The 25,681-nt window shown below is 24.9% G+C and carries 25 protein-coding genes and 1 tRNA gene; 14 read left to right on the top strand and 12 right to left on the bottom strand.

Features of this window, described 5'->3' with window-relative positions:
- Positions 1 to 64 precede the first annotated feature (64 nt).
- From H0H51_RS01090 to H0H51_RS01120, 7 genes are read left to right on the top strand one after another with little or no spacing between them, the layout of a single operon-like run.
- Entirely contained in the window at positions 65 to 2,284 is a 2,220-nt protein-coding gene (locus tag H0H51_RS01090; protein ID WP_185877025.1) for a heavy metal translocating P-type ATPase, read from the top strand.
- Positions 2,285 to 2,341: 57 nt separating this feature from the next.
- Positions 2,342 to 2,482, top strand: coding sequence for a cbb3-type cytochrome oxidase assembly protein CcoS (gene ccoS / locus H0H51_RS01095; RefSeq protein WP_238784241.1), 141 nt, complete (start codon positions 2,342 to 2,344; stop codon positions 2,480 to 2,482).
- A 2-nt stretch (positions 2,483 to 2,484) separates the two neighbouring features.
- Positions 2,485 to 4,686: a cytochrome-c oxidase, cbb3-type subunit II gene (ccoO, locus tag H0H51_RS01100; protein WP_185877109.1), complete on the top strand. Its 2,202-nt coding sequence runs from the start codon at positions 2,485 to 2,487 to the stop codon at positions 4,684 to 4,686.
- Between the two features lie 17 nt (positions 4,687 to 4,703).
- Positions 4,704 to 4,892, top strand: a complete 189-nt coding sequence (locus H0H51_RS01105; protein ID WP_185877027.1) for a cytochrome oxidase — start codon at positions 4,704 to 4,706, stop codon at positions 4,890 to 4,892.
- Positions 4,889 to 5,782: a cbb3-type cytochrome c oxidase N-terminal domain-containing protein gene (locus H0H51_RS01110; RefSeq protein ID WP_185877028.1), complete on the top strand. Its 894-nt coding sequence runs from the start codon at positions 4,889 to 4,891 to the stop codon at positions 5,780 to 5,782. Before H0H51_RS01105 ends, H0H51_RS01110 begins: the two co-directional genes overlap by 4 nt.
- 42 nt (positions 5,783 to 5,824) lie before the next feature.
- On the top strand, positions 5,825 to 6,277 hold the full coding sequence (locus H0H51_RS01115; protein WP_185877029.1) for a cytochrome C oxidase Cbb3: 453 nt from the start codon (positions 5,825 to 5,827) through the stop codon (positions 6,275 to 6,277).
- Between the two features lie 46 nt (positions 6,278 to 6,323).
- Entirely contained in the window at positions 6,324 to 8,612 is a 2,289-nt protein-coding gene (locus H0H51_RS01120; protein ID WP_185877030.1) for an NADP-dependent malic enzyme, read from the top strand.
- Here the strand turns inward: H0H51_RS01120 and murI are convergent.
- The 3 genes from murI to H0H51_RS01135 all read right to left on the bottom strand — a co-directional run bounded on the left by murI (position 8,609) and on the right by H0H51_RS01135 (position 9,906).
- On the bottom strand, positions 8,609 to 9,412 hold the full coding sequence (murI, locus tag H0H51_RS01125) for a glutamate racemase (RefSeq protein ID WP_185877031.1): 804 nt from the start codon (positions 9,410 to 9,412) through the stop codon (positions 8,609 to 8,611). The genes H0H51_RS01120 and murI overlap by 4 nt on opposite strands.
- Before the next feature lie 152 nt (positions 9,413 to 9,564).
- On the bottom strand, positions 9,565 to 9,816 hold the full coding sequence (gene rpsT, locus H0H51_RS01130; RefSeq protein ID WP_185877032.1) for a 30S ribosomal protein S20: 252 nt from the start codon (positions 9,814 to 9,816) through the stop codon (positions 9,565 to 9,567).
- A gap of 18 nt (positions 9,817 to 9,834) precedes the next feature.
- Positions 9,835 to 9,906: transfer RNA gene (locus H0H51_RS01135), tRNA-Glu, on the bottom strand.
- A 366-nt stretch (positions 9,907 to 10,272) separates the two neighbouring features.
- On the opposite strand from H0H51_RS01135, the gene H0H51_RS01140 reads away from it, so the two are divergent.
- A complete protein-coding gene (locus H0H51_RS01140; RefSeq protein ID WP_185877033.1) occupies positions 10,273 to 10,680 on the top strand; it encodes a C40 family peptidase in 408 nt (135 codons plus the stop codon).
- On the opposite strand, the gene H0H51_RS01145 is transcribed toward H0H51_RS01140, so the two are convergent.
- The 4 genes from H0H51_RS01145 to H0H51_RS01160 all read right to left on the bottom strand — a co-directional run bounded on the left by H0H51_RS01145 (position 10,622) and on the right by H0H51_RS01160 (position 14,288).
- Positions 10,622 to 11,878, bottom strand: a complete 1,257-nt coding sequence (locus tag H0H51_RS01145) for a 3-phosphoshikimate 1-carboxyvinyltransferase (protein ID WP_185877034.1) — start codon at positions 11,876 to 11,878, stop codon at positions 10,622 to 10,624. The two genes, H0H51_RS01140 and H0H51_RS01145, sit on opposite strands and share 59 nt — an antisense overlap.
- A 3-nt stretch (positions 11,879 to 11,881) precedes the next feature.
- Entirely contained in the window at positions 11,882 to 12,214 is a 333-nt protein-coding gene (locus tag H0H51_RS01150) for a nucleotide pyrophosphohydrolase (RefSeq protein WP_185877035.1), read from the bottom strand.
- A 2-nt stretch (positions 12,215 to 12,216) separates the two neighbouring features.
- A complete protein-coding gene (locus H0H51_RS01155; protein ID WP_185877110.1) occupies positions 12,217 to 13,191 on the bottom strand; it encodes a transketolase family protein in 975 nt (324 codons plus the stop codon).
- A 230-nt stretch (positions 13,192 to 13,421) separates the two neighbouring features.
- Positions 13,422 to 14,288, bottom strand: a complete 867-nt coding sequence (locus H0H51_RS01160; protein ID WP_185877036.1) for a transketolase — start codon at positions 14,286 to 14,288, stop codon at positions 13,422 to 13,424.
- Between the two features lie 209 nt (positions 14,289 to 14,497).
- Here H0H51_RS01160 and smpB point away from each other — a divergent pair, with 209 nt between their 5' ends.
- On the top strand, positions 14,498 to 14,944 hold the full coding sequence (gene smpB / locus H0H51_RS01165) for an SsrA-binding protein SmpB (RefSeq protein WP_185877037.1): 447 nt from the start codon (positions 14,498 to 14,500) through the stop codon (positions 14,942 to 14,944).
- Positions 14,945 to 15,026: 82 nt separating this feature from the next.
- Positions 15,027 to 16,382, top strand: coding sequence for an OmpA family protein (locus H0H51_RS01170; protein ID WP_185877038.1), 1,356 nt, complete (start codon positions 15,027 to 15,029; stop codon positions 16,380 to 16,382).
- 42 nt (positions 16,383 to 16,424) lie between these two features.
- Here H0H51_RS01170 and tatC read toward each other — a convergent pair whose 3' ends face one another.
- Positions 16,425 to 17,216, bottom strand: coding sequence for a twin-arginine translocase subunit TatC (tatC, locus tag H0H51_RS01175; protein WP_185877039.1), 792 nt, complete (start codon positions 17,214 to 17,216; stop codon positions 16,425 to 16,427).
- Positions 17,217 to 17,305: 89 nt separating this feature from the next.
- On the opposite strand from tatC, the gene H0H51_RS01180 reads away from it, so the two are divergent.
- The gene (locus tag H0H51_RS01180) at positions 17,306 to 18,319 is read left to right on the top strand and encodes a redox-regulated ATPase YchF (RefSeq protein WP_185877040.1); all 1,014 of its coding nucleotides are present in this window, start codon (positions 17,306 to 17,308) and stop codon (positions 18,317 to 18,319) included.
- Here the strand turns inward: H0H51_RS01180 and H0H51_RS01185 are convergent.
- Positions 18,309 to 19,397 (bottom strand): zinc-binding metallopeptidase family protein, encoded by a 1,089-nt coding sequence (locus H0H51_RS01185; protein WP_185877041.1) that lies wholly within the window; start codon positions 19,395 to 19,397, stop codon positions 18,309 to 18,311. The genes H0H51_RS01180 and H0H51_RS01185 overlap by 11 nt on opposite strands.
- 11 nt (positions 19,398 to 19,408) lie before the next feature.
- Complete coding sequence (gene dapF / locus H0H51_RS01190; protein WP_185877042.1) at positions 19,409 to 20,224, bottom strand: diaminopimelate epimerase; 816 nt, start codon at positions 20,222 to 20,224, stop codon at positions 19,409 to 19,411.
- A gap of 292 nt (positions 20,225 to 20,516) precedes the next feature.
- Here dapF and H0H51_RS01195 point away from each other — a divergent pair, with 292 nt between their 5' ends.
- Entirely contained in the window at positions 20,517 to 22,064 is a 1,548-nt protein-coding gene (locus H0H51_RS01195) for a Do family serine endopeptidase (RefSeq protein ID WP_185877043.1), read from the top strand.
- A 28-nt stretch (positions 22,065 to 22,092) separates the two neighbouring features.
- Here the strand turns inward: H0H51_RS01195 and H0H51_RS01200 are convergent, their stop codons facing one another.
- Together H0H51_RS01200 and tgt are read right to left on the bottom strand one after the other, a co-directional pair.
- Positions 22,093 to 23,172, bottom strand: a complete 1,080-nt coding sequence (locus H0H51_RS01200) for an LptF/LptG family permease (protein WP_185877044.1) — start codon at positions 23,170 to 23,172, stop codon at positions 22,093 to 22,095.
- A gap of 1 nt (position 23,173) precedes the next feature.
- Positions 23,174 to 24,301 (bottom strand): tRNA guanosine(34) transglycosylase Tgt, encoded by a 1,128-nt coding sequence (gene tgt / locus H0H51_RS01205; protein WP_185877045.1) that lies wholly within the window; start codon positions 24,299 to 24,301, stop codon positions 23,174 to 23,176.
- An 83-nt stretch (positions 24,302 to 24,384) separates the two neighbouring features.
- On the opposite strand from tgt, the gene rsmH reads away from it, so the two are divergent.
- Complete coding sequence (gene rsmH / locus H0H51_RS01210) at positions 24,385 to 25,290, top strand: 16S rRNA (cytosine(1402)-N(4))-methyltransferase RsmH (RefSeq protein ID WP_394798406.1); 906 nt, start codon at positions 24,385 to 24,387, stop codon at positions 25,288 to 25,290.
- A gap of 27 nt (positions 25,291 to 25,317) precedes the next feature.
- Entirely contained in the window at positions 25,318 to 25,647 is a 330-nt protein-coding gene (locus H0H51_RS01215) for an FtsL-like putative cell division protein (protein ID WP_185877046.1), read from the top strand.
- Positions 25,648 to 25,681 lie beyond the last annotated feature (34 nt).

Below are 25,681 nucleotides of genomic sequence, written 5' to 3' on the forward strand. Positions count from 1 at the left end.
TCTGTAATTCAAAGATTAATTCTAACTGAAATTTTATTTATTATAATAATGATTCATCATAATTATGAAAAATGATTTTCATTTTCTTGATAAAAAAGAAATTGCAGAAAAAATAATTGATTTTAATCATAATAATATCACAACTGTTCGTTTTACAATTCCTTCTATTTATTGTAGTTCTTGCATTTTGACATTAGAAAACATCTCCAAATATCACAAAAGTATTTTAGAATCTACTGTTGATTTTTCTAGAAAACAAATTTGTATAACATTTAACAATTCTAATATAAAACTAAGTGAATTAGCTGAATTACTCAATAAAATGGGGTATTGTCCTTCCATTAACTTTGAATCAATAGAAAAACAAGGAAAAAAAAATATTTTTGACAAAAAGTTAATAGGAAAACTTGCTATTTCCTTTTTCTGTTTCGGAAATATAATGCTTTTAGCTATTCCTGGCTATGTCGGAGCTTATAAAGAACCATGGTTTTTAGAAAATAGAAATTTTTTTCGTTATCTAATGTTAATCTTATCTTTTCCAGTTGTAATATTTTCTCTTCTGGATCATGTTAAATATGCTTTTCTTGGACTGAAAAAACATATCATAAATATAGATGTTCCTATTTCTATTGGAATGTTAGTTCTTTTTTTATGGAGTTTTTATGAAATTTTTTTTGATTTGGGTTATGGTTATTTTGATAGCATTTCCAGTTTTTCTTTATTCATAATCATAAGTAGAATACTTCAAATTCATACTCATAACAAAATTCTTTCTTTCAATAAGAATTATAAATCTTTTTATCCAATTATGGTAACAAAAGTTCATAATAAAAAAGAAAAAAAAGTTTTTCTTTCTTCTTTGAAAAAAGGAGATATCATCTTAATTAGAAATGAAGATATTATCCCTTCTGACTCTATTCTTATAAAGGGAGAGGCAGTACTAGATAATAGTTTTATTACGGGAGAGTCTTATTTAATAAATAAAAAAATAGGGGATAAAATTTATGCTGGATCTAAACAAAAAGGAGAAGCTATTCTTTTGAAAATAATTAAAAATGTAGATCACAGTTACCTAAGCTTACTATGGAAAAAAAGCAATTATTCTTCTCACTATCGTAAAAAATTATTTTATCTAAATTCAATATCTACTAAATTTAGTCAATTTTTTACTCCTATTATTTTAACTATTTCAATAATAACTGGAATATACTGGTATTTAAATGATGATATTCAGAAAATGTTTCAAACTACTTTTTCAGTATTAATTATTACTTGTCCTTGTGCTTTAGTTCTTTCTACTCCGTTGATATTTGGAAATATCATACGATTTTTTTCCAAAAAAAAATTTTATATAAAAGATATATTTACAATGGAAAGAATTTCTACAATAGAAACTTTAATTTTTGATAAAACAGGTACCATAACTGATCCTAATAAAGAAAAGATATTCTTTGTAGGGAATATTAAATATGAAGAAAAAAAAATAATAGCATCCTTATTAAGGAATTCTAATCATCCTCTAAGTCAAAAAATATTATCAGAATTATTTGTAAATGATTTTTATACTGTGAAAAATTTTAAAGAAATTAAAGGTAAAGGATTAGAAGGAAATATAAAAAATAAATCGGTTAAAATTGGATCTAAAAAATACTTGGGAGTTACAATAAATGATAATCAAAAAACAGCAGTATTTATTTCTATCAATAAAAAATTGATAGGCTATTTTTTATTTAGAAATTATTACAGAAAAAATATAAAAAAAATATTTAAAATGCTGAATGAATACAAAATTGTTATCCTTTCAGGGGATCAAAACGAATTAGAAAAAAATTATTTAAAATCTATTTTACCTAAAACTGGAAAGATCTTTTTTAATCAAAGCCCAGAGGATAAATTAAATTATGTTAAAAAATTGCAAAATAAAGGAGAAAAAATAATGATGTTTGGAGATGGAATCAATGATTGTGCTGCCCTTAATCAAAGCGAAGTAGGAGTTTCTGTTTCTGAAAATACAATTGGATTTTTTCCTAATTGTGACGCTTTTTTGCAATCTGATTGTTTAGATAAAATTTTTATCTTTCTGAAGATATCTAAATTTTCTAGAAAATTAGTGGTTATTAATTTTATAATTAGTTTATTTTATAATGTTATAGGAATTTATTTTGCTGTTACCGGTAATTTAGAACCTTTAATTGCTTCTATTTTAATGCCCTTGAGCTCTTTTTCTGTTATTTTTTTTTCTATTATATCTACTTTTTTAGTTTCGAGAAAATTTATATTTTAGTTTTCTTGATAAACTAATTATCAAAAATTTTATGTTTTTATGGGTATATTAATTATTATGATATTATCTAGTGTTTTTTTAGGAGCACTTTTCCTTATTATCTTTTTAATTAGCCTTTATAATGGACAATTTGATGATTTAGAATCCCCAAAAATAAGGATTTTAATTGATAATGATATTGAAAATATAACTGATTAATGATGAAAATAAAATTAGAAAATACATTATATTATTATAACAATAAAATTGTAAAAGCTTTTTTATATGCTACAATTTTTTGGGCTTTTTTTGGATTTATAGCTGGATTGTTTATAGCTTTATTATTATTTCATCCAGAAATTCCTGATTTTATTTTTGGTAATAAACTTAAGGATTCTCAAGGAATCATGGGGTTTGGAAGATGGAGAATGTTACACACTAATACCACTGTTTTTGCTTTTGTTGGTAATATAATTTTTACTGGTTATTATTATGCTTTACAACGATTACTAAAAACAAGAATTTTTAGTGATGTTCTTAGTTGGATTCATTTTTGGGGATGGCAAATATTTATTTTTTCTACTTGGATTACTTTTTTATTAGGAATAAATACTAGTAAAGAATATTCCGAACATGAATGGCCAATAGATATATGGATCCTTCTTATATGGATTATTTATGGAATTAATGTAATAGGGACTATTTTAAACAGAAGAATAAAACATTTGTATGTTAGTATTTGGTTTTTATTAGGGACATGGGTTGCTGTAGCTATGTTACATTTATTTAATAATCTTGAATTACCTATATCTCTTTTGTCTTTTAAAAGTTATTCCATATATGCTGGTGTTCAAGATGCTTTGATGCAGTGGTGGTACGGACATAATGCTGTAGCATTTATCTTAACAACTCCAATATTAGGATTAATGTATTATTTTGTACCAAAATCTTCTAATCAACCTATATTTTCTTATAAACTTTCTATTATACATTTTTGGTCTTTAATTTTTGTATATATATGGGCAGGACCTCATCATCTAATGTACACATCTCTTCCTAATTGGGCTCAAATGTTAGGAACTATTTTTTCTATTATGTTAATTGCTCCTTCTTGGGGTGGAATGTTAAATGGATTGTTAACATTAAGAGGGGATTGGAACAAAGTCAAAAAAGATCCTATTTTGAAATTCTTTGTAGTTGGAATTACTTGTTATGGAATGGCAACATTTGAAGGACCAATGTTAGCTACTAAAACTTTAAATTCTATTGGACATTTCACTGATTGGATTATAGCCCATGTTCACCTAGGAACTTTAGGATGGAATGGATTTATGGCTTTTGGAATTATATACTGGTTAACCAAAAAAATATGGAATACGAAATTATATTCTAAATTATTAGCCAATATCCATTTTTGGCTAGGTGTTTTAGGGATTATATTTTACATTTTTCCAATGTATTTTGGATCTATATTACAATCCACAATGTGGAAAAAATTTTATCCGGATGGAACTTTAGTTTATAAAAATTTTTTAGATACAGTAATATCTATTATTCCATTTTATAAAATAAGATTTATAGGAGGATTAATTTATTTTATTGGTTTTATTTTAATGATTTTTAATGTTTTAAAAACAATTCAAATAGGAAATTCAATTAATAATGAAAAATTTAAATGTGATCCATTTTATGAAAATAAAAAAGATGAAAATGAAACATTTCATAATTGGTTGGAAAAAAAACCAATACAATTGACAATTTTTGCTTTTATAGTAGTAGCTATTGGAGGAGTGATAGAAATAATTCCTACTTTAGTTATTAAATCAAATGTTCCCACAATCCATAATGTTAAACCCTACAAAGCTCTTGAATTGGAAGGAAGAGATTTATTTGTTAGAGAAGGATGTAATTCTTGTCATAGTGCACAAGTCCGTCCATTTAGAGATGAAGTGGTTCGTTATGGAGAATATTCTAAAGCTGGAGAATTTGTGTATGATCATCCATTTCTTTGGGGATCTAAAAGAACAGGTCCTGATTTAGCTAGAGAAGGAGGAAAAAATCCTAATTCTTGGCATTATAATCATATGTATAATCCTAGATCAACTTCACCTGGATCTATTATGCCGAGATATCCTTGGTTAATATTCAATAAATTAGATAGATCTAATACAGAAAAAAAAATAAAAGCAATGATAAAATTAGGAGTTCCATATACTTTAGAATATGTCAAAAATATAGAAAAAGATATGGATCGTCAAGCAAATAAAATTGTGTCTGATATTTACAAAGAATATCCAAATTTAAAATTTGGAATTGATCAGCAGAGAAAAAAAGAAAAAGACAAATTTATTCCTTTAGAAAAAAGAGAAATTATAGCCATAATTGCTTATTTACAACGTTTAGGAACAGATATTAAATCTTAAAAAAAAGATTCAAAAATATGATTAGTTTTTTAAAACATTATTTTAAAGGAGAAAAAAACATTGGAATTTTCCAGTCTATTATGTTGATTCTATTCTTTTTATTTTTTTCTTTGATTTTATTTTTTATTTTTTCAAAACCAAAAAAATATTATGAAGAAATAAGTTTTCTCCCATTGAATGACAGAAAAAAACAAAAAGATTTATGAGATCTAAAATTTCGTCTTTTATTATAATTCCTTCTTTTTTATCTATTATAATATTCATGTTTTACGTTTTTTTTAAAAGCTATAATTACATGTCTTATTTTTTTCATCCTATAATTATTTCTTTTTTTATTATAATTACAGTATTATTATGGATTTTAGAATCTATTAATCACTTAATTTTTAAAAGAAAGATTCAATTTCTTACAGAAAAGGAAAGATTAAAAATTCTTGAAGAAAATGAAGGAAATTACTTTTATAGATTTTACAAATTTATATTTCATGATTTTAAAAATTCAAAAAATGAGGTTAAAAAAATAGATCATGGATTTGATGGAATTATAGAATTAGATAATAAATTACCAATGTGGTGGATTCATCTTTTCTATTTTACAATTGCTTTTTCAATGATTTATTTCCTTTCTTATTTATTTATAGATTTTTCAAATCCTTATAAAGAATATAATATAGCTTATAAAAAACAAATAAAGGAAATAGAAATATTTGAAAAAAATTCCCCCCAAGCAACTATAGAAAATTCTTATTTTAAAAAAAACTTGATTAATAGTGGAAAAATCCTTTTTAATGAAAATTGTTCGACTTGCCATAAGTCGGATGGAAGTGGAAATATAGGACCTAATTTAACGGATGAATATTGGATTAATAAATATGAAAAATCTTTATTTAAGAATATTTTTTCTATAATATGGAATGGTAGTAATAACAATCCTACTATGCGTGATTTTGGAAAATCAGGAGAAATTAAAGGAAATGATATTGAAAAAATTTCCAGTTACGTTTATTTTATTAATCAAAAGGTTAAAAAACCTTTAATAGGAAAAGCTCCTCAAGGAAAAAAGATAATAGAATGGAGTAGAAAAACACAAGAATAATATTCCAAATTTATTACTTATTTATAGAAATAATATGAAATTATGAAATTAAAATTCAACTGGAGCTTTGGAATTATTTTATCGTTGATTTTTTTTATGGGATTTGTCATTTATATAACTTTTTTTTTCCCTCATCCAAAAAGTGAACTTATATCAGATAAATATTATGAAGAAGAAATAAAATATCAAGAAATTATAAATGAAAAGAAAAATGTATTAATGCTTCCTGAAAATAAAAGAACAAAAATTATAATCTTATCCTCTGGAATTGGAATTGTATTTCCGTATTTCAGTAAAGATATTTATGGATTTTTTACTTTATTAAGATTTTCTTCTAAAAATTTGGATATTACAAAATATTTCCAAAAATCTAAATATTCAAAAAAAATATTATTCATTCCAAAAAAATTTTTAAAAAAAGGACATTACAAGCTTATAATTAGGTGGAAATCAGATAGAAAATACTTTTTGGAAAAAGATTTTTATTGGAAATAATGTATTTTCAATAAATTAACTAACTATATTTAATATGCATGAGAAAATGAAAAAAAAAATAAATTCTTTTCGTGAAGAATCTTTAAATTACCATAGTAAATTTCCTTCTGGAAAAATACAAATAACTCCAACAAAGAAATATAGAAGTCAAAAAGACTTATCTCTTGCATACTCTCCTGGAGTAGCAGAACCTTGTAAAGAAATAGCCCGTTCTTCTCAAGAAGTATATAAATACACGTCCAAAGGAAATCTTGTTGCAGTTATTACAAATGGATCAGCTGTATTAGGTCTTGGAAATATTGGAGCATTGGCTTCTAAACCTGTTATGGAAGGAAAAGCCTTTTTATTTAAAATTTTTTCTGGAATTGACGTTTTTGATATAGAAATAAATGAATCTGATCCTAAAAAATTTGTAGAAATAGTAAAAGCTATTTCTCCTACTTTCGGAGGAATTAATTTAGAAGATATTAAATCTCCAGAAGCTTTTGAAATAGAAAAAAAACTTAAAAAAGAATTAAATATTCCTGTTATGCATGATGATCAACATGGAACTGCTATTATATCAGGAGCAGCATTATTAAATGCTATTACTTATGTTAAAAAAGAAATTTCTAAAATAAAAATGATAGTAAACGGAGCTGGTGCTGCTGCTATTTCTTGCACAAGAATTTATAAAAAACTTGGGGTTAATCCTGAAAATATTTTCATGTTTGATAGCAAAGGATTGTTGCATTTTTCAAGAAATGATTTAAATAAAGAAAAAAAAGAATTTGCTATTAGTATTCGTAATCCAATACAAAAATTGGACCAAGCAATTAAAAATGCAGATGTTTTTATTGGATTATCTATAGGGGGAATATTAACTTCTGATATGTTGAAAAATATGGCTAGAGATCCTATTGTATTTGCTATGGCTAATCCTGATCCAGAAATAGATTATAATTTAGCAGTTAAAATACGTCCAGATGTTATTATGGCTACAGGAAGAAGTGATTATCCAAATCAAGTTAATAATGTTCTAGGATTTCCTTATATTTTTAGAGGAGCACTAGATGTACATGCTAGTGTTATTAATGATCAAATGAAATTAGCCGCTGTATATGCTATCGCTTCCTTAGCAAAGGAACCTGTTCCGGAACAAGTAAATATTATTTATAATAAAAAAAATATTTCTTTTGGGAAGGAATACATTATACCGAAACCTTTTGATAATCGTTTAATTGTTCGTGTTGCACCAGCCGTAGCCAAAGCTGCCATAGATTCTGGAGTAGCAAGGAATCCAATTTTAGATTGGGATATTTATCAGGAACAACTACTTGATAGAATGGAATATGAAGACAAAATGTTAAGAATGATTAAAAATAGAGCCCGTACAAATCCTAAAAGAGTCGTTTTCTGCAATGGAGAAGAATATAATGTACTGAAATCTATTCAAATTCTTTATGAAGAAGGTATAATTGAAAATTCTATTGTTTTAGGAAATAAAGATAAAATAAAACATTTAATAAATGAAAATAAACTTGATATTAAATCAATAATTATAGATCCAAAAAGTAAAGAAAATGAAAATAAGGTAAAAAACTTTGCTAAAATTCTTTGGAAAAAAAGAAATAGAAAAGGTTTAACTTTATATAATTCTATAATGGATATGCATACTAATGATTATTTTGGATCTATGATTGTTGACCAAAAAGAAGCTGATGTAGTCATTACAGGATACTCAAAAAATTTTTCATTAAGTCTACGTCCTATGTTAGAAATTTTTGGAAAAAAAAATTCTATAAAAAATCAAATAATAGCAGGAATGATGCTTTTATTGACAAAACGTGGCCCCTTATTTTTAGCAGATATAGCAGTTATCCAAAATCCAACAAGTGAAGAATTAACTAAAATAGTATTAATGGTATCTCATTTAGTTAAAAAATTCAATATTGAACCGCATATAGCAATGTTGTCTCTCCAAAATTTTTCATCTAATTCAAAAATATCTTCTAAAATATTTAAAACTGTAAGTTTTTTACATAAAAATCATCCAAATCTAATAGTAGATGGGGAATTACAACCAGATTTTGCTTTAAATGAATTTTTATTAGCTAGCAAATTTCCTCTTTCTAAGCTTGTTAGAAAAAAAGCAAATATTTTTATTTTTCCGAATCTGGAATCAGGTAGTATAACCTATAAATTTATCAAAGGATTAGGAAATATTCAAACTATTGGTCCTATAATGGTAGGAATAAAAAAACCCACACAAATTATACCAATACAATCTAGTATAGAAGATATAGTTAATTTAACAACTTTATCGGTAATTGATGCGCAAATCAGAAAATATTAAAAAATATGTTTCTTAATAAATGCTTTTTTTCCAAAAAGAGTTCTAGTTTTTTTTTCAAAAAAAGTGGATTTTTTTAAATTAGATGTATAAAAAATATGGTTAATTTTCTTACAGTTAGGAAAAATCCGTAATAATTTTTCTTTATATAATTTTTTTTTAATTTCTTTTACTACTATTTTTTGTACATCAATAAGATGTACTTTTCCATGATAAAAATTTTCTATTTCTTTTTTAAGAAAAAAATAATGAGTACAAGCCAATAATAAAGTATCTATTGATTTAAAATTATTCAAGTAATTTTGAATAATATTTTTTTTTATTTTCAATCCTTTTTCAATCATTGGAGCTAATAAAGAAGTCGATATCTGATTTATTTCTAAATGCTTATAATTCTGTTTTATTTTTTTTATATAAAAATTGGAACGTATAGTAGCAGATGTAGCAATTATTCCTATTCTTTTGGAAGAAAGAAAAATTTTACTTTTTACTACGGGATCTATGACATTGAATATTAATATTTTTTTATTGAATTTTTTTTCAATAACATCTAATGCATTAGACGTTATTGAATTACACGCAATAACCAAAGCTTTACATTTCTTTTTGTAAAGAAAAGAAGCTATCCTTAAAGAATTTTTTTCGATAAAATCTTTAGATTTTTCACCATAAGGCATATTAATCGTATCTCCAAAATAAATTAAATTTTCATTAGGCATTTGTATTTCAATTTCTTTTGCTATAAGAAGTCCTCCAATTCCGGAATCAAATACTCCTATTGGAGATAATAAATTCATTTTCATTTTATGTAATAACAGTCATAATACATTCATTAAAAATCACAACAGATTACTAATGAAAACTTAAATAATAAAAATCAGGATAAAAACTAAAATAATTATTGTTTTAACAATTTTTTCACGTAAAAACATTAAAAAATAATATACATAAATTTTTACATATCATTAATTATAGAATTAAATTTTTTACTTAATTTTTTCTTAAATCTGGATGCTTTATTTACATGTATAATATTTTTTTTAGATAATTTGTCTATCATAGAAATTATCATGGGATATTTTTCTTTTTTTCTTTCTTTTAGCCATTTTTTAATGGCTGTTTTTGTGCTTTTATATACGTATTTATTACGTAATCGTCTAGTATAATTTTGCCTAATTCTCTTTAAGGAAGATAAATGATTGGCCATAAAATTAATAAATTTTAGTAGCCCATAGGGGAATCGAACCCCTCTTTCCAGGATGAAAACCTGACGTCCTAACCAATAGACGAATGGGCCTTTATAACGATTTTATTTCTCTGTTATTTCAGAATCAGATGAAATTAATAATTAAAATATACAAATTAAATTTATTTTTTTTAATGTAAATATTTTGTTTATATTTGATAAATTGTTGGTTTCTTTTTATAAAAAATTTTTATTATAAATTTTATAATCACTTTTTTTATAGTTTTTTTTTCTGTTTTTTTTTCATTATATGGAAATTCGGGAAAAAAATATGAAAGAATATTTATCAGAAAAAGAAAACAGAAAATAATATACAATAAAGATTATGCTCCCTCAAAAGATTATTTTAAAATAGTTAAGAAAAAATTATTTAGGCATAATACAAAAGAACGTATCGTGGAAAAAGCTAAAAACTACATGTTTACTCCATATAGATATGGAGGAAGAACAAAAATGGGAATTGATTGTTCTGCTCTAATAAAAAATATTTTTTCCCATTATAAAATCTCTTTACCTAGAATTTCTTATCATCAATCTAAAATAGGTTTTTTTATTCCAAAAAATAAAATAGAAAAAGGAGATCTTTTATTTTTTTCTACAAGAACAAGAAGTATTTCAAATAAAATAAACCATGTAGGATTAGTGATTGGTGTAAATTATAATCAAATATTTTTTATTCATGCTTCCACATCTCATGGAGTAATTATATCTCATTTACATCAAAAATATTGGGATAAAAGATTTGTTATGGCAAGAAGAATTTTATTTATTTCTCATAATAATCAACCAAAAATCCCAATGATTTCAAATCGTTCCAGAAATTAGGATATGATTTTTCTACAACATTTGGTTCTTCTATTTGTAAAAAAGGAGAACATAATCCAAATGGAGAAAATGACATTGCCATTCTATGATCTTGATAAGTTTTTATCCTTACAAAAGTATTGATTTTTTTTTTGTAAAAATCTATAATTTCTAAGCATGAATCTGTAATCTTGGTGATTATACCAAATTTTAATAATTCTTCTCTTAATGCAAATAATCTATCTGTTTCTTTAATTTTTAATGTTTCCAATCCTTTTAAACTGCATTTTATTCCAAGAATTGCACAAGTAACAACAATAGTTTGTGCAATATCTGGGGTTTTATCTAATTTTAGATTAATAAATTTTTTATAAAAAAAATTAGAATTTTTTCTTAGAGTAATTACTCCTTTCTTATTAAAAGAAGTGCATACTCCAAAATTGTTTTTATATATAGAGACAATTTCTTTATCTCCTTGTAAACTTTCTTCATTATATGAGGATAAAGTAATATTACTATTTTTTGCGATTGCAGATATAGAGTAATAATAAGATGCAGAACTCCAATCTGATTCTATATAAAAAGTTTTTTTTCCTTTATTTATAGTTGGATAAATATGGATAAAATTTTTTTCCCAAGAAACTTTTATTCCAATCATAGTTAGCAAATCAAAAGTCATTTTTATGTATGGAATAGATGTTATATGTCCCTTTAAATAAATTCTAAGTCCTGTCTTGAATTTATTGGCTACTAACATTAAAGATGTAATATATTGACTACTAATTTTTGCATTTATATCTACATTTCCTCCTAAAATTTTTTTCCCAAAAATTTTTATTGGTGGATATCCATTGTTTTCTAAAAAATTGATTTTAGATCCCAACTTTCTTAGAGCTTCTACAAGTCCAAGTATAGGTCTTTCTTTCATTCTATTTGACCCTGTTAATATGATTTCTTTTCCTTCTTGTATAGCAAAATAAGAAGTTAAAAAACGCATAGCAGTTCCTGCGTGATGAACGTTTATTATATTAGATGTACTTTCTAAACTTTTTTTTAATATTTTTGTATCTTCACAATTCGAAAGATTTTTAATCTGAATATTGTCATTATAAATAGCTTTTAAAATTAAAAGACGATTAGATAAACTTTTTGATCCTGTTATAGATATAAAACCGGATAATGAATTATTTTTTTTATAAAGATTAATATAAGAAGACATATTTTATTTTAATTTTTCATTTTTATGGTGTCTTTTATGGTCCCTTATTTCTTTTTTCTTTAATTTCTTATGAAAACATTCTTCTAAATTGATTCCATTTTGATTTGCTAAACAAATTACAACAAATAATACATCTGATAATTCTTCTCCAAGATCTTCATTTTTTTCCTGAAAATTATTTTTTCTAGATTGTTCTCCATAACGTCTAGCAATAATTCTAGAAACCTCACCAACTTCCTCTGATAAGAGAATGGTATTGGTTAACACATCAAAATAACGAACTCCATGAGTTAAAATCCAATCATGAACCAATTTTTGTATATTTTTAATTTCCAATTTCAATTTTTCTTTTTTCCTTTTTTTCCTATTAAAAGTTTTATTTTCTTAATAATAGCATTACGATCAATATTATATTTTTTTAAAAGTTCCATAGGTTTCCCACTTTCCCCAAAAATGTCATCTACAGCTATAAAGCTTTGTTGAACAAAACATCTATTAGTAGTTAGTATTCTTGCTACACTTTCTCCTAACCCTCCCCAATAATTATGCTCTTCCGCAGTTAAAATACATTTTGTTTTATTTACAGATCTAATAATAGATTTTTCATCTAATGGTTTTATTGTGTGAATATTAATGATTTCACATTCTATTCCTTCTTTTTGATACAAAACTTTAGAGGCTTCTAAAACTTCCCATACTAAATGTCCTGTGCAGACAACAGTAATATCTTTTCCTTTTGTTAGTAAAACAGCTTTTCCAATTTCAAAAACTTGATTTTTATCTGTAAAATTAGCTACGGCAGGACGTCCAAAACGTAAATATACTGGTCCAAAATAATCAGCTATGGCTAAAGTTGCAGAATAAGTTTGATTATAATCACACGTATTAATAACAGTCATTCCAGGCAACATCTTCATCATACCAATATCTTCTAAACTTTGATGTGTCGCACCATCTTCACCTAAAGTAAGTCCAGAATGAGAAGCGCATATTTTTACATTTTTATGAGAATAAGCAATAGATTGGCGTATTTGATCATATACACGAGAAGTTGCAAAATTAGCAAATGTTCCAGCGAATGGAATATATTCACCAATGGTCAGTCCAGCTGCTATTCCCATCATATTAGCTTCTGCTATTCCGATTTGGAAAAATCTTTCGGGAAATTTTTTAGAAAATTGATTCATAAATAAAGAACTAGTCAGGTCTGCACACAAGGCTACTATTTTGGTATTTTTTTCTCCCAAAAAAGTTAAAGCTTCTCCAAATCCAGCTCTGGTTTCTTTTAATCCTTTGTTTTCATACTGTTTCATATTCATATCATATAATTCTTTTTTAATTTTTCAATTTTTATTTATAATTTTTTTATAATCATTCACGTTACGATTTTTGTGTGGTTTATATCATAATTGTGATCATAATAACAACTTATTTTTGAATGAAACATAAACATAATACACATGCTATTATTATGTATGCAAACAAAAATTTTGCAATAATATTCTTAATCATATTTTATTGAAAAATATATTGTGTTCTAAATTTATGATATGGGATAATCTTCTAATGAACTTTCACTTAATTTAAGTTGAAGTAAAGCTTTTTCTAATTCTTTTTTGTTAGGATATTTACCATGCCAGGTATTATCTCCTACCATAAAATCTACTCCATACCCCATTTGGGTATATAGAATAATTAAAATAGGTTTTCCTTTACCAATTTCATTTTTCGCGTTTTTTAAAATATTAATAACTTTTTCTATATTGTTTCCTTCTAATTCCTCTAAAACTTTCCAATTAAAAGATTCGAATTTTTTTCTTAAGTTTCCGAGAGATAAAACCTCGTCTGTTGTTCCATCTATTTGTTGTCTATTGTAATCAACAGTTGCTATGTAGTTATCTATATTTTTTGATCCTGCATATAATATTGATTCCCAAATTTGTCCCTCATTTAACTCCCCATCTCCATGTAGACTGTAAATAATCCTATCAAATTCTTTATTTAATTTTTTGGATAAAGCAGCACCAATAGCTACAGACATTCCTTGTCCTAAAGAACCAGAAGAAATACGGATTCCTGGAAGTCCATCATGAACAGAAGGATGTCCTTGTAAACGTGAATTTAGTTTTCTGAAAGTAGATAACTCTTTAACTGGAAAAAATCCAGAACGGGACAATATACTATAATAAACAGGAGAAATATGTCCATTAGATAAAAAAAATAAATCTTCATTTTTCCCATTCATAGTAAATTTTGTAGCATTATAATGCATTATTTCATGATATAATGCTACAAAATATTCTGTACATCCTAAAGATCCTCCGGGATGCCCAGATTTTGCATTATGAACCATACGTAAAATATCTCTTCTTACCTGAGAACATAAATTCTTTAAATATTGTATATTCATTATTCTTTATCTTTTAATTAAAGACTCATTAAAACATTAATCATTAATTGTGAAGTGTATTTATTAAGTGTAGTGTAATATTTTATATTTATTTTTGTTTTTTTAATTATTTAAGTTGTTATAAATGCCAATGCACTATTTATTTAATTGTTTTTGATTTATACAATTATAATTACAATTACAAAAGTAATGATTAATTATTTATGTTTATGAGCATTTTAAATAGGAAGGCTAAGTTTCAGTATCATTTTTTAGAGTATTATATAGCTGGAATCCAACTTCTTGGAACAGAAATGAAATCTATTAGGCAACACAAAGTTAGTCTTTCGGAAAGTTTTTGTCAAATGACTAATGGGGAATTATACTCTATTAATATGTATATATCCGAATATAAATTCGGGACTAATTGTAATCATTCAAGTAGAAGACAAAGAAAATTATTGTTGAAAAAAAAAGAATTAAAAAAAATTAATAAAAAATTGAAAAATAAAGGATTAACCATTATTCCTGTTGAATTATTTATTAATAATAAAGGATATGCAAAACTAAAAATAGTTTTGGCTAAAGGAAAAAAAATATACGATAAACGTGAATCTTTAAGAAAAAGGGATTCAATAAGAGAAATTGAGAGAAGCAAAACAATACCTCCAACCTAAGAAAAATTGTATTTTTTTATTTTCAAAATCAAATATTATTTATTAAATTAACAATAATGACACAAATGAAATTTATAGTTTTATGAAAAACGCAAACTTTTTTATTATTACTCTATTTTTTACTCTTTTTTCGTTTTTTTCTCTTCATGCTTATTATTCCTATTATCCCTCTGCTTATTTCCAGAATTTGAAGGAAGAAGAAGAGAAAGGAAAATGGCTTCTTAAATTAGGATTATATGACATTAATTATTATCCCATAAGATCTCCTTTTAAAGGGATTTTTGAAAAAGATCATAATAGTATTAGTCCTGTTGTTTCTAATTTAGAACTAGAATATAGTATTAAAAGAAATATGGGATTGTACTTTGATGCGTCATTAGGAATGATAAACAATAAAAGATGGAAATCAGAAAATGATCTTTTTGTAAAGATAAGTAATGGAGTAACCTACTACATTTTACCTCATCACAAATTTGATCCCTATTTACGAGTAGGAGCAGGTTATCATAAATTTAAGGGATATATAGAGAGAGAACTAAAAATTGAAGATGGAAAATATTTACAAACATCTAGAGATTATTTTCTATTATTAGATGGAGGTGTAGGAATGAATATATGGATGGCTCCCAATTTTGGAATAAATTTTAATACTACTTACAATCATATTTTTGAAAGTAGAGCAGAAGATTATCTTAATTTTTGGAAACATAATTTAGGTTTTGTTTTCCGTTTTGGAAACGAACAAATTAATAACGAAAATCAGGAGGAAGAAATAGATAGAAGTCAAGAGTATTATGGAATTCAAGACCATTCTTACTTTCCAATAATAGAAAAAAGAGGAAGAGTAGAAGAAAAAATTTGTTGTCAAACCCAGAAAGAAAAAGAAAAAAAAGATAATAAAAATAATAATAAAAAAGACTCCGATGATAATAATAAGAGTCTTAATAAAGATTCCGATAATGATGAAGTATTAGATCAAGAAGATTTATGTCCAAATCAAACAGGATTAAGAAAATTTAAAGGATGTCCTGATACAGATCAAGATAATATTCCAGATAATGAAGATGATTGCCCAAAAAAATTCGGGAAAAAAGAAAACAAAGGATGCCCCGATATATTTTTTAGACCTATTTCATTTGGAATAAAAAAATTTACATTAACACCTCTTCACCTGAGAATTATTGGTGACATTGCTGATGTAATAACCAATTATTTTCCTAAATCTAAATTTTATGTAGATGGATATACAGATTCTAATGGTAAACCTCGTTATAATAAAATGCTGGCTATGAGAAGAGCAAATGCAGTATTAAAAGCTCTAATTGAAAAAGGGATAGATCCTAATAAATTAGAAGCTAGAGGGTTAACGGATGGAGGAAAAAATAGTAAAAATAAAAAAGGAAAACGTGTTGTTGAAATAGTAATGAAGAAATATTAAATTAACAAAAAAATAAAAAAACCTCAATCTTAAGAGGTTTTTTTATTTTTTTATAGAAATAGAAAAAGAAACACATATGCTAATTTGATAAAGAATTAATAATGGAATTAAAACAATTATTGTACTAAGAATATCTCCAGGAGTAATAGCAGAAGCGATCACTAACATTATTAGAAATGCATGTTTTCTATATCTTTTTAAAAAAAGGTGAGATACTAATTCCAATTTAGTAAGAAAAAATATAAAAAATGGAAATAAAAACATTATTCCCATAGATAAAGAAGAATGAACAATCAAAGAAATATAATCCGACAAATCGAATATATTTTTAGGAACATTACTTATTCTGAAATAATATCCAAAATTAATTAAGAATGGAAATAATACGAAATAACCAAAAAGAATACCTAACATAAATAAAATAGGAACTATTATAAATATTTTTATAGAAAATTTTTTTTCTTTATCTGAAAGAGCTGGTTTGATAAACTTCCAAAACTCATAGAATGTATAAGGAAAAGATAAAATAATTCCTCCTATAAAACAGGTCCATATATAAACATTGAATTGTCCAAATATTTGTCTATTTTGTATTTCTAAATTTTTTTGTAAAAAAGAAATAGAATGAACTTTAAAAAAAGGATTTGTAAATTTATGAAGAATACGATAAGTAATAAAATCTTTTTTAGACGGAGCAAAAATAATATAATCATACACGATTTTTTTATTATTCATTAATACAACCGTTGCAATGATTATTGCAATGATACAATGAATTAAACGATTTCTTAATTCTTCAATATGCTCTAAAAACGAAATTTTATTTTCTTTCATTCATAATTGAAATTAATTAAAATAGATAATTAAATTTTTTATAATATTCGTTAAACATTATTTAATAAAAAAATAAAAATATAAATTCAATGAAATGTGGAATTATAGGTCTTCCTAACACAGGAAAATCTACATTTTTTAATTTTATTTCTAATTCAAACGTTTTATCAGAAAATTTTCCTTTTTGTACTATAGAACCAAATTATGGAATGACAAGGGTTCCAGACCAAAGATTATATGAATTGGAAAAAATCATTAATCCAATAAAAATTATTCCATCTGAAATAAAAATAGTAGATATAGCTGGAATTATTAAAGGTTCTCATAAAGGAGATGGGTTAGGAAATAAATTTTTATCTCATATTCGTGAAACAAATGTCATAATTCATATGATACGTTTATTTCAAGATGTTAGCGTTTCACATGTAGAAGGATCTATAAATCCTATCAGAGATAAAGAAATAATTGATATGGAATTACAATTAAAAGATCTGGAAACAATAGAAAATAGATTAAAAAATGTTAAAACAAAAAAAAATAAATCTATAACAAATACATTAGAAAGTGTTCTTTCTTTTCTAAGAAGTGGAAAAAATATTAGGACATATCCATTTGTAAAAGATGAAAAAAAATATATAAAAGATTTACAACTTTTAACTATTAAACCTGTTCTTTATGTATGTAATACTGATGAGGTTACAAATGAAAAAATCAATACATATATAAAAGAATTGAAAAAAATTGTAAAAACAGAAGGTTCTATTTTGATTATTTTATCATTGATCAAAAATCGTTCTTCAGATAAAATTGATCAAATTTTGAAAAAAGCCTATCAATTATTGAACTTGCAAAGTTTTTTCACCGTTAGTAAAAAAGAAATCCGATCCTGGACTATTCCTAGTCTGTGTACTGCTTATGAAGCATCTTCAGTTATTCATACAGATTTTAAAAAAGGATTTATAAGAGCAGAAATAATTCATTATAATGATTTTATAAAATATAAATCGGAAGAAAAAGCGAAAAAAGCAGGAAAAATTTTTTTAGCAGGAAAAAATTCTTTAATTCAAGATGGGGATATAATTCATTTTCGATTCAATTTATAAAAAGTTTTTTATAATGATTGTTAATTTCTTTCAAAGAAAAAAATATTAATGATATAGTATTTTCCACATCTTTTCTATGAACCATTTCTACTGTAGTATGCATATACCGTAAAGGCACGGATATTAGAGCAGATGATACCCCCTTATTTGAATAGGCAAAAGCATCTGTATCCGTTCCTGTGTATCTAGATGAAACTAAACGTTGAAATGGTATTTTATTCCTTTCGGAAGTATTAATAATCAAATTTCTAATGTTTTCTTTTATTGAAGGAGCATATCCAACAACAGGACCTAATCCACATTTAATATCTCCTTGTATTTTTTTATCAATCATAGGACTAGATGTATCATGTGTAACATCTGTAACAATAGCTATATTTGGTCGTATAGTTTGTGAAATCATTTTAGCCCCCCTTAATCCTACTTCTTCTTGTACGGAATTCACTATGTATAATCCAAATTTAAAATGAAGATTATTATTCATTATTAATTTTGCTATTTCTGCTATTATAAATCCTCCTATTTTATTATCTAATGCTCTAGCTACGAAATAATTATTATTCATGATAAAAAAATCATCTGGATAAGTAATAATACAACCTACATGAACTCCTAAATTAATTGCTTCAGCTTTACTAGAAACACCAATATCTACAAATATGTTATCCATATTGGGCGATTTTTCGTCTGAAGATCTTCTTGTATGAATAGCTGGCCATCCAAATATTCCATTAACAAATCCTTTTTGTGTATGTATTAATACTTTTTTAGATGGAGCTATTTGATGATCAGCTCCTCCATTACGAGAAACATATATAATTCCATCATCTGTTATATAATTCACATACCAAGATATTTCATCTACATGAGCTTCAATAACCAATTTATATGGAGAAGAAGGATTAATGATTCCTACTGCTGTTCCATATAAATCTGTTTGAATTTTTTCCACATAAGGATTTATATAATCTATCCATATTTTTTGTCCTTCATTTTCATTTCCTGTTGGAGAACTTCCATTTAAATATTTCTTAAGAAATTTTAAGGAATCATTGCTAATTGAATAATTATTTTTCATTCTCAATTATTTTATATTTTAACATATCCTTCAAATATAAATTGAACGGGTCCAGTCAAGTAAATATTTTTATATTCATTTTTTGTTTCCTTTAATGAAACCCATAATTTCCCTCCCATAGTATTAACCATAATTTTATTAGAAGAAATTCTATTGGTTTCATATCCTGCAATAACAGAAGCCACTGCACCTGTTCCACAAGATAACGTTTCGTTTTCTACTCCTCTTTCGTAAGTTCTTACAAAGACAGTATCATTTTCAACTATTTCTACAAAATTAACATTTACTCCTCCATTTTTTAAATATGAATTTTGAAATCTTATTTTTTTTCCCTCTTGATATACATCTATTTTTTTTATGTTTTTCACAAACAAAATATGATGAGGAGATCCAGTATTCAAAAAAACATGTTTTTGATGTATTTCTATTTCGTTTTTTTTAATATCAATTAAACTAATTGAAATCAAGTTATCATCATTTATTATTCCATGATGAAATCCATCTATTGCTCTATAATGAACTTCTTCTTTTTTTCTCTCCCCTCCTAGTTTTAGTTTTCTATAAGCAAAAAATACAGCACATCTCCCTCCATTCCCACACATTGTACTTTCTTTTCCATCAGAATTATGATATTTCATATAAAAATCACTAAAATTATTTTCATCATTTTTGATAAAAATAATTCCATCTGCTCCGACACCAAAATTTCTATCACATAATTTTTTTAAAGTAAAATGTTTTTTTTCTATTTCTTTATTCTCAAATCTAGAGTCTATGAGTATAAAATCATTTCCTGTTCCTTGGTACTTAAAAAAATTCAATTTCATATTCATTATTCATTCGTTTTCATTGTTTACAGTTATAAAACTCTAATACAGAGATATCAGAGATATATTTTACGTGAACAACATGAATAAAACGAAGTTAACATTATTTATTAATAATTTATAAATTTTACATTTTTATTTCCTAAACATTTTATTCTGTTTCCATATAATTGAAAAAAAAAATATTTATTATTTGTTTTTCTTTTAAAATTATCACTTTATTGTTTAATTATTTTGATTATATTTAATATACTCAAAAAACTCAAACTATTATACTTAAAGAATTATGAACATGAATAGAATAGTTTTTTATATTGTACTTAGCAGTATAATGAGTTCAATTATAACTGTTGCTGCTTACAAGCAATACAACATTAACAAAAGGAATAATTTAAATTTTCAACATGGTAGTAGTGCGCCTTTTTTAGTTAAAACAAAATCGGCTTCATCAGATCCTGCTTCTATAGTTAGTTCTTCAGGATTACCAGATTTTACAAGAGTTGTAGAAAAAACAATATATGCAGTAGTTAATGTAAAGAACTATTCTAGAAAATATAATTTCCAAAATCAATTGGATCCATTTGATTTCTTTTTTGGACCAGATAGTTCTGGAATTAGAAGAGGAAGAAATCATCAACATCAAAAAAATGATAACAATAATGATGATGATTTACCCGGAATTCATGGTTCAGGAGTTATTATATCTCCTGATGGATATATTGTAACTAACAATCATGTTATAAAAGACGCGGAAAAAATCGAAGTAACTCTAAATGATCAAAGAACTTATAAAGCAAGATTAATAGGAGCAGATTCTAGTACTGATATTGCGTTATTAAAAATAAATGATAGAAATTTACCTTTTATATATTTTTCAGATTCCGATAAAGTTCGGGTAGGAGAGTGGGTTCTTGCAATAGGAAATCCTTTTGATTTAAATTCTACTGTTACTGCAGGAATTATTAGTGCAAAAAATAGAAGTTTGGGGATCTTAAGAGAAGAAACACAATCAGCTATTGAATCTTTCTTTCAAACAGATGCAGCTGTGAATCCTGGAAATAGTGGAGGAGCGTTAATTAATACTAACGGAGAATTAATTGGAATTAATACAGCTATTTCTTCATCCTCGGGAAATTTTATAGGATATAGTTTTGCTGCTCCTTCTAATTTAGTAGCAAAAGTTATTCAAGATATAAGAAAATATGGATCAGTACAACGTGCTTATTTAGGAGTTAGAGGAATGGATCTTTCTAAAGCAGAATATTTAAAGGATTACAATAAAGAAACAAATCAAAAAATAAAATCCCAACAAGGTTTTTTAATAGGAGAAGTTTTTCAAAAAAGTGGAGCTGGAGATGCAGGTTTAAAAAAAGGAGATATCATAAAAAAAGTAGATGGAAGACAAATACAAAATATTGCTGATTTATCATTTGTTGTGGGAGTAAAACATCCGGGTGATAAAATAAAAATAAATATTATTAGAAATGGTTACGAAAAAAGCTTCGATGTTACTTTAAGAGACCTTAAAGGTAGAGCGAGAATAAGAAATAGAGAAGAAGTTAAACCATCTGAATTATTAGGTGCAACGTTTAAAGAACTGAATAAAAAATATAAAAAAAATTTCGGAATTGATTACGGTATTTTAATAACAGAAATTGATAATGGATATTTAAATTCCATAGGAATAAAAGCAGGAGATATTATTTTATTCATAAATGGGAATAAAATAAAAAAACCTGATGATGTAGATCATATTCTAAATAAATATACAGGAAGGGTTGTTCTAAAATTTATTAGAAACAACAGACAAATATTTATGTCAGAATTCGAAATAATTTAATTTTTACTAATTTTAAATTTACTAATTGTTATTTATTATTCCCCCAAAACAAGTAAAAAAATAAAGTAATTATTCCTAAAATGATATTCGGAATCCATATAGATAAAAAAGAAGGAATCAAATTTTTTATAGAAAACATTTTTGAAAATTCTATAAAAAAAATATAAAAAATAGATAACATAATTCCTATAAAAATTCCTATATCATTTTTTTTTCTTTTCGAAGATAAAGATAATCCTAAAATAGTGAATATAAAAGTAGAAAAAGGTAAACTTGTTCTTTGATAATATTCATTTAAATAAATATTAATATTTTTATTTTTTTTTTCTACACTTAAAAATTTTCTTAGTTCGGAAATATTCATATTTTCTGCCGCATATTCTTCCGGTAAAAATTCTTTAGGAGCAATCGGTAATTTAATGATTTTATAATCACCCCTAAAATTATTATTATTTTTTAATGTGGTTTCTATATAATCAAATAGAATATATATTTTATTTTTTTTATCCCAAAAGATATACTTAGATTTTAATACAAAAATTAATTTATTGTTATCATCAAATTTTTGATAGACAAAATATTTTCCTAGATTTTTTTTTTTAAAAAATTTTTTCATGAAAATATATCCATTTTTTGATATTTGAATACTTACAGATTGATTATTTTCATATTTTTCTTTATATCTTGGACTTAGTAAATATTGATAATAAAACTCATTTTTTTTCTTGTTAGCAATAGGAAGAAAATAATAATTTATTATCAATGATATAATCCCTATTATTAAAGCTGATATTAAATAAGGAAAACTCAATCTATTGAAGCTTATTCCATTTGAAATAATAGCTGTGATTTCTAAATTTTTTTCTAATCTAGATGTAAAAAAAATAACAGATAAAAAAATAGAAATAGGAGAGAATGTATTAGATAACCATATAGCCCAAAAAGGATAATAAAAAATCAAAGCATCTTTGATAGATCCATGGTTATCTTCCAACCTAGACATACGTTGAGATACGTCTATTACTACAGATAAAAATTGCATAGAAACAGTAATAAATATAAAAGTAAGAAAAAGATTACGAATAATATAACGATCAAGAATTTTCATATCATAAACGTTTTTTTAAAAAAGGAATAATAGATTCTTTCCAAGAAAGAAATTTATTATTCATAATATTCATTTTTGCTTTTTTAATTAAACTATAGTAAAAAGATAAGTTATGTATGGAAATTATTTCTTTTGCTAAATTTTCTTTAGATAAAAAAAGATGTCTCAAATAAGATTTACTATATAATTGATCTACATAAGAATTTCCAAATTCATCTAATGATGAAAAATCTTTTTCCCATTTTTTATTTCTTATATTTATAATACCTTTCCATGTAAATAACATTCCATGACGTCCATTCCTTGTGGGAAGAACACAATCGAACATATCTATTCCAAGAGATATACTTTCCAAAATATCAACAGGATCTCCTACTCCCATTAAATATCTAGGTCTTTCTTTAGGCAGAAGATCTGTTAGTAAATTAATTATATTGTGTGTATTTTCTTTTGTTTCTCCTAAGCTTAGTCCTCCTATAGCATATCCTTCAGCTTCTAATAAAGAAAATATTTTTTCCGTAGAATATTTTCTTAAATCTGGATAAATACTTCCTTGAATAATTGGAAAAAAACTTTGCTTATAATTATATATTTCTGGATTATTTTTTAAATAAAAAAAACATTTCTTAAGCCAAGAATACGTTCGATTTACAGATTTTCTAGCTTCTTCATAACTACAAGGAAAAGGAGGACAATCATCAAAAGCCGTAATAATATCTCCTCCTATAAAACGTTGAATTTCCATGGATTTTTCAGGAGAGAAAAAATGGTAGGATCCATTTGTAATAGATTTAAATCTTACTCCATTTTCTGTAATCTTATTCAATTTTCTCATAGAAAAAACTTGAAAACCACCACTATCTGTTAATACAGGTTTTTTCCAGTTCATAAAAGAATGAATTCCTCCTACTTTTTGAAATATTTTAATTCCAGGACGAAAATATAAATGATAAGTGTTTCCAAGAATTATTTTTGATATTTTATCTAGATCATGAATAGGAACTGTTTTTACATATCCTTTTGATGCAACTGGCATAAAAACCGGTGTCTCTATTTTTCCATGATCTGTTTCTAAAACTCCATATCTAGCTTTAGAAAAAGTATCCGTTTTAATTAAATGAAATTTCATTGTAAAAATTTTATTATATGCAATATATTTTATGATGTAAATAATTTCATTATATATATGTTTTATAATAGATTTTTTAAAAAATGAATTATAAAGATATTTTTTATCATCATAAACCAGTTCTTTTAAAAGAAAGTGTAGAAAATTTAATAGTAGATAAAAACGGAATTTATATAGATGCAACATTTGGTGGAGGAGGACATTCTTATGAAATTCTAAAAAAATTAAATAAAAATGGAACTTTGATAGCTGTAGATCAAGATAAAGAATCTATAAAAAGAAATCTTATCAAAGATAAAAGATTTCATTTATTTCATAATAATTTTGTTTATATACGTGATATTTTAAATAAAAAAAATATTGAAAAAGTATCAGGAATATTAGTCGATTTAGGAATTTCATCTTTACAAATGGATAATCCTAAAAGAGGATTTTCCAATCAACTAAACTGTCCTTTAGACATGAGAATGAATCAAGAGTCTTCTTATTCTGCTAAAAATGTTATTAACGAATGTTCAAAAAAGCAATTATTTCATATATTTCGTGAGTATGGAGAATTTAAAAATTCCAAAAAAATTGTAGAAAAAATACTTAAGAGACGTTTTCAAGAAAAATTTTTTAATACTTTTGATTTAAATAATGTTTTTTTTATTCGAGGATCTTTTAGGAAAAAGAAAAGATTTTTTTCCAGACTTTTTCAATCAATACGAATAGAAGTGAATGATGAAATAAATATTTTAAAAGATTTTTTATTAGAATCTTCTAAAATTATCCTTCCAGGAGGAAGGATAGCTATAATTTCGTATCATTCTATTGAAGATAGAATTACTAAGTCTTTTTTTAAGAAGGGAATTATAATAAATAAAATAAATTTTAAAACTCCTCCATTTAAAATGATACATAAAAAAGTTATTAAACCTAGGTTTAAAGAAATTATAAAAAATCCAAGATCTAGAAGTGCCAGACTAAGAATAGCAGAAAAATCTTAAGATTGAAATTAAAAATATAGAATAAAAATGAAAAAAAATTTTAAAAAACAAATCAAAGATTTCTTAAAAGGAGAATTTCTAATTAAAGAAAACGCATATAGAAATTGGAATTTTATTTTTCTTATGACTATTTTATCTTTGATAAGTATTACCAGTTCACATATAATGGATAGAAGAATCAGGAAAATTTCTAAAATTAGTGAAGAAATTAAGGAGTTAAAATCCGAATATGCAGATTTGCACAGTAAATGTATGAAAATGCAGTTAGCTTCTTTTCTAAAGAAAAAATTAGTTAATAGATTAAAATATTTAGAAGAACCACCATACAAATTAATTTTGGAAAAGAAAAAAAAATGAAATCCAATTAAGTTATGAATTATGAGTGCTAATA

Origin of the sequence: Blattabacterium cuenoti (genome assembly GCF_014251995.1) — a bacterium.
Classification (GTDB): Bacteria; Bacteroidota; Bacteroidia; order Flavobacteriales; family Blattabacteriaceae; genus Blattabacterium; species Blattabacterium cuenoti_AE.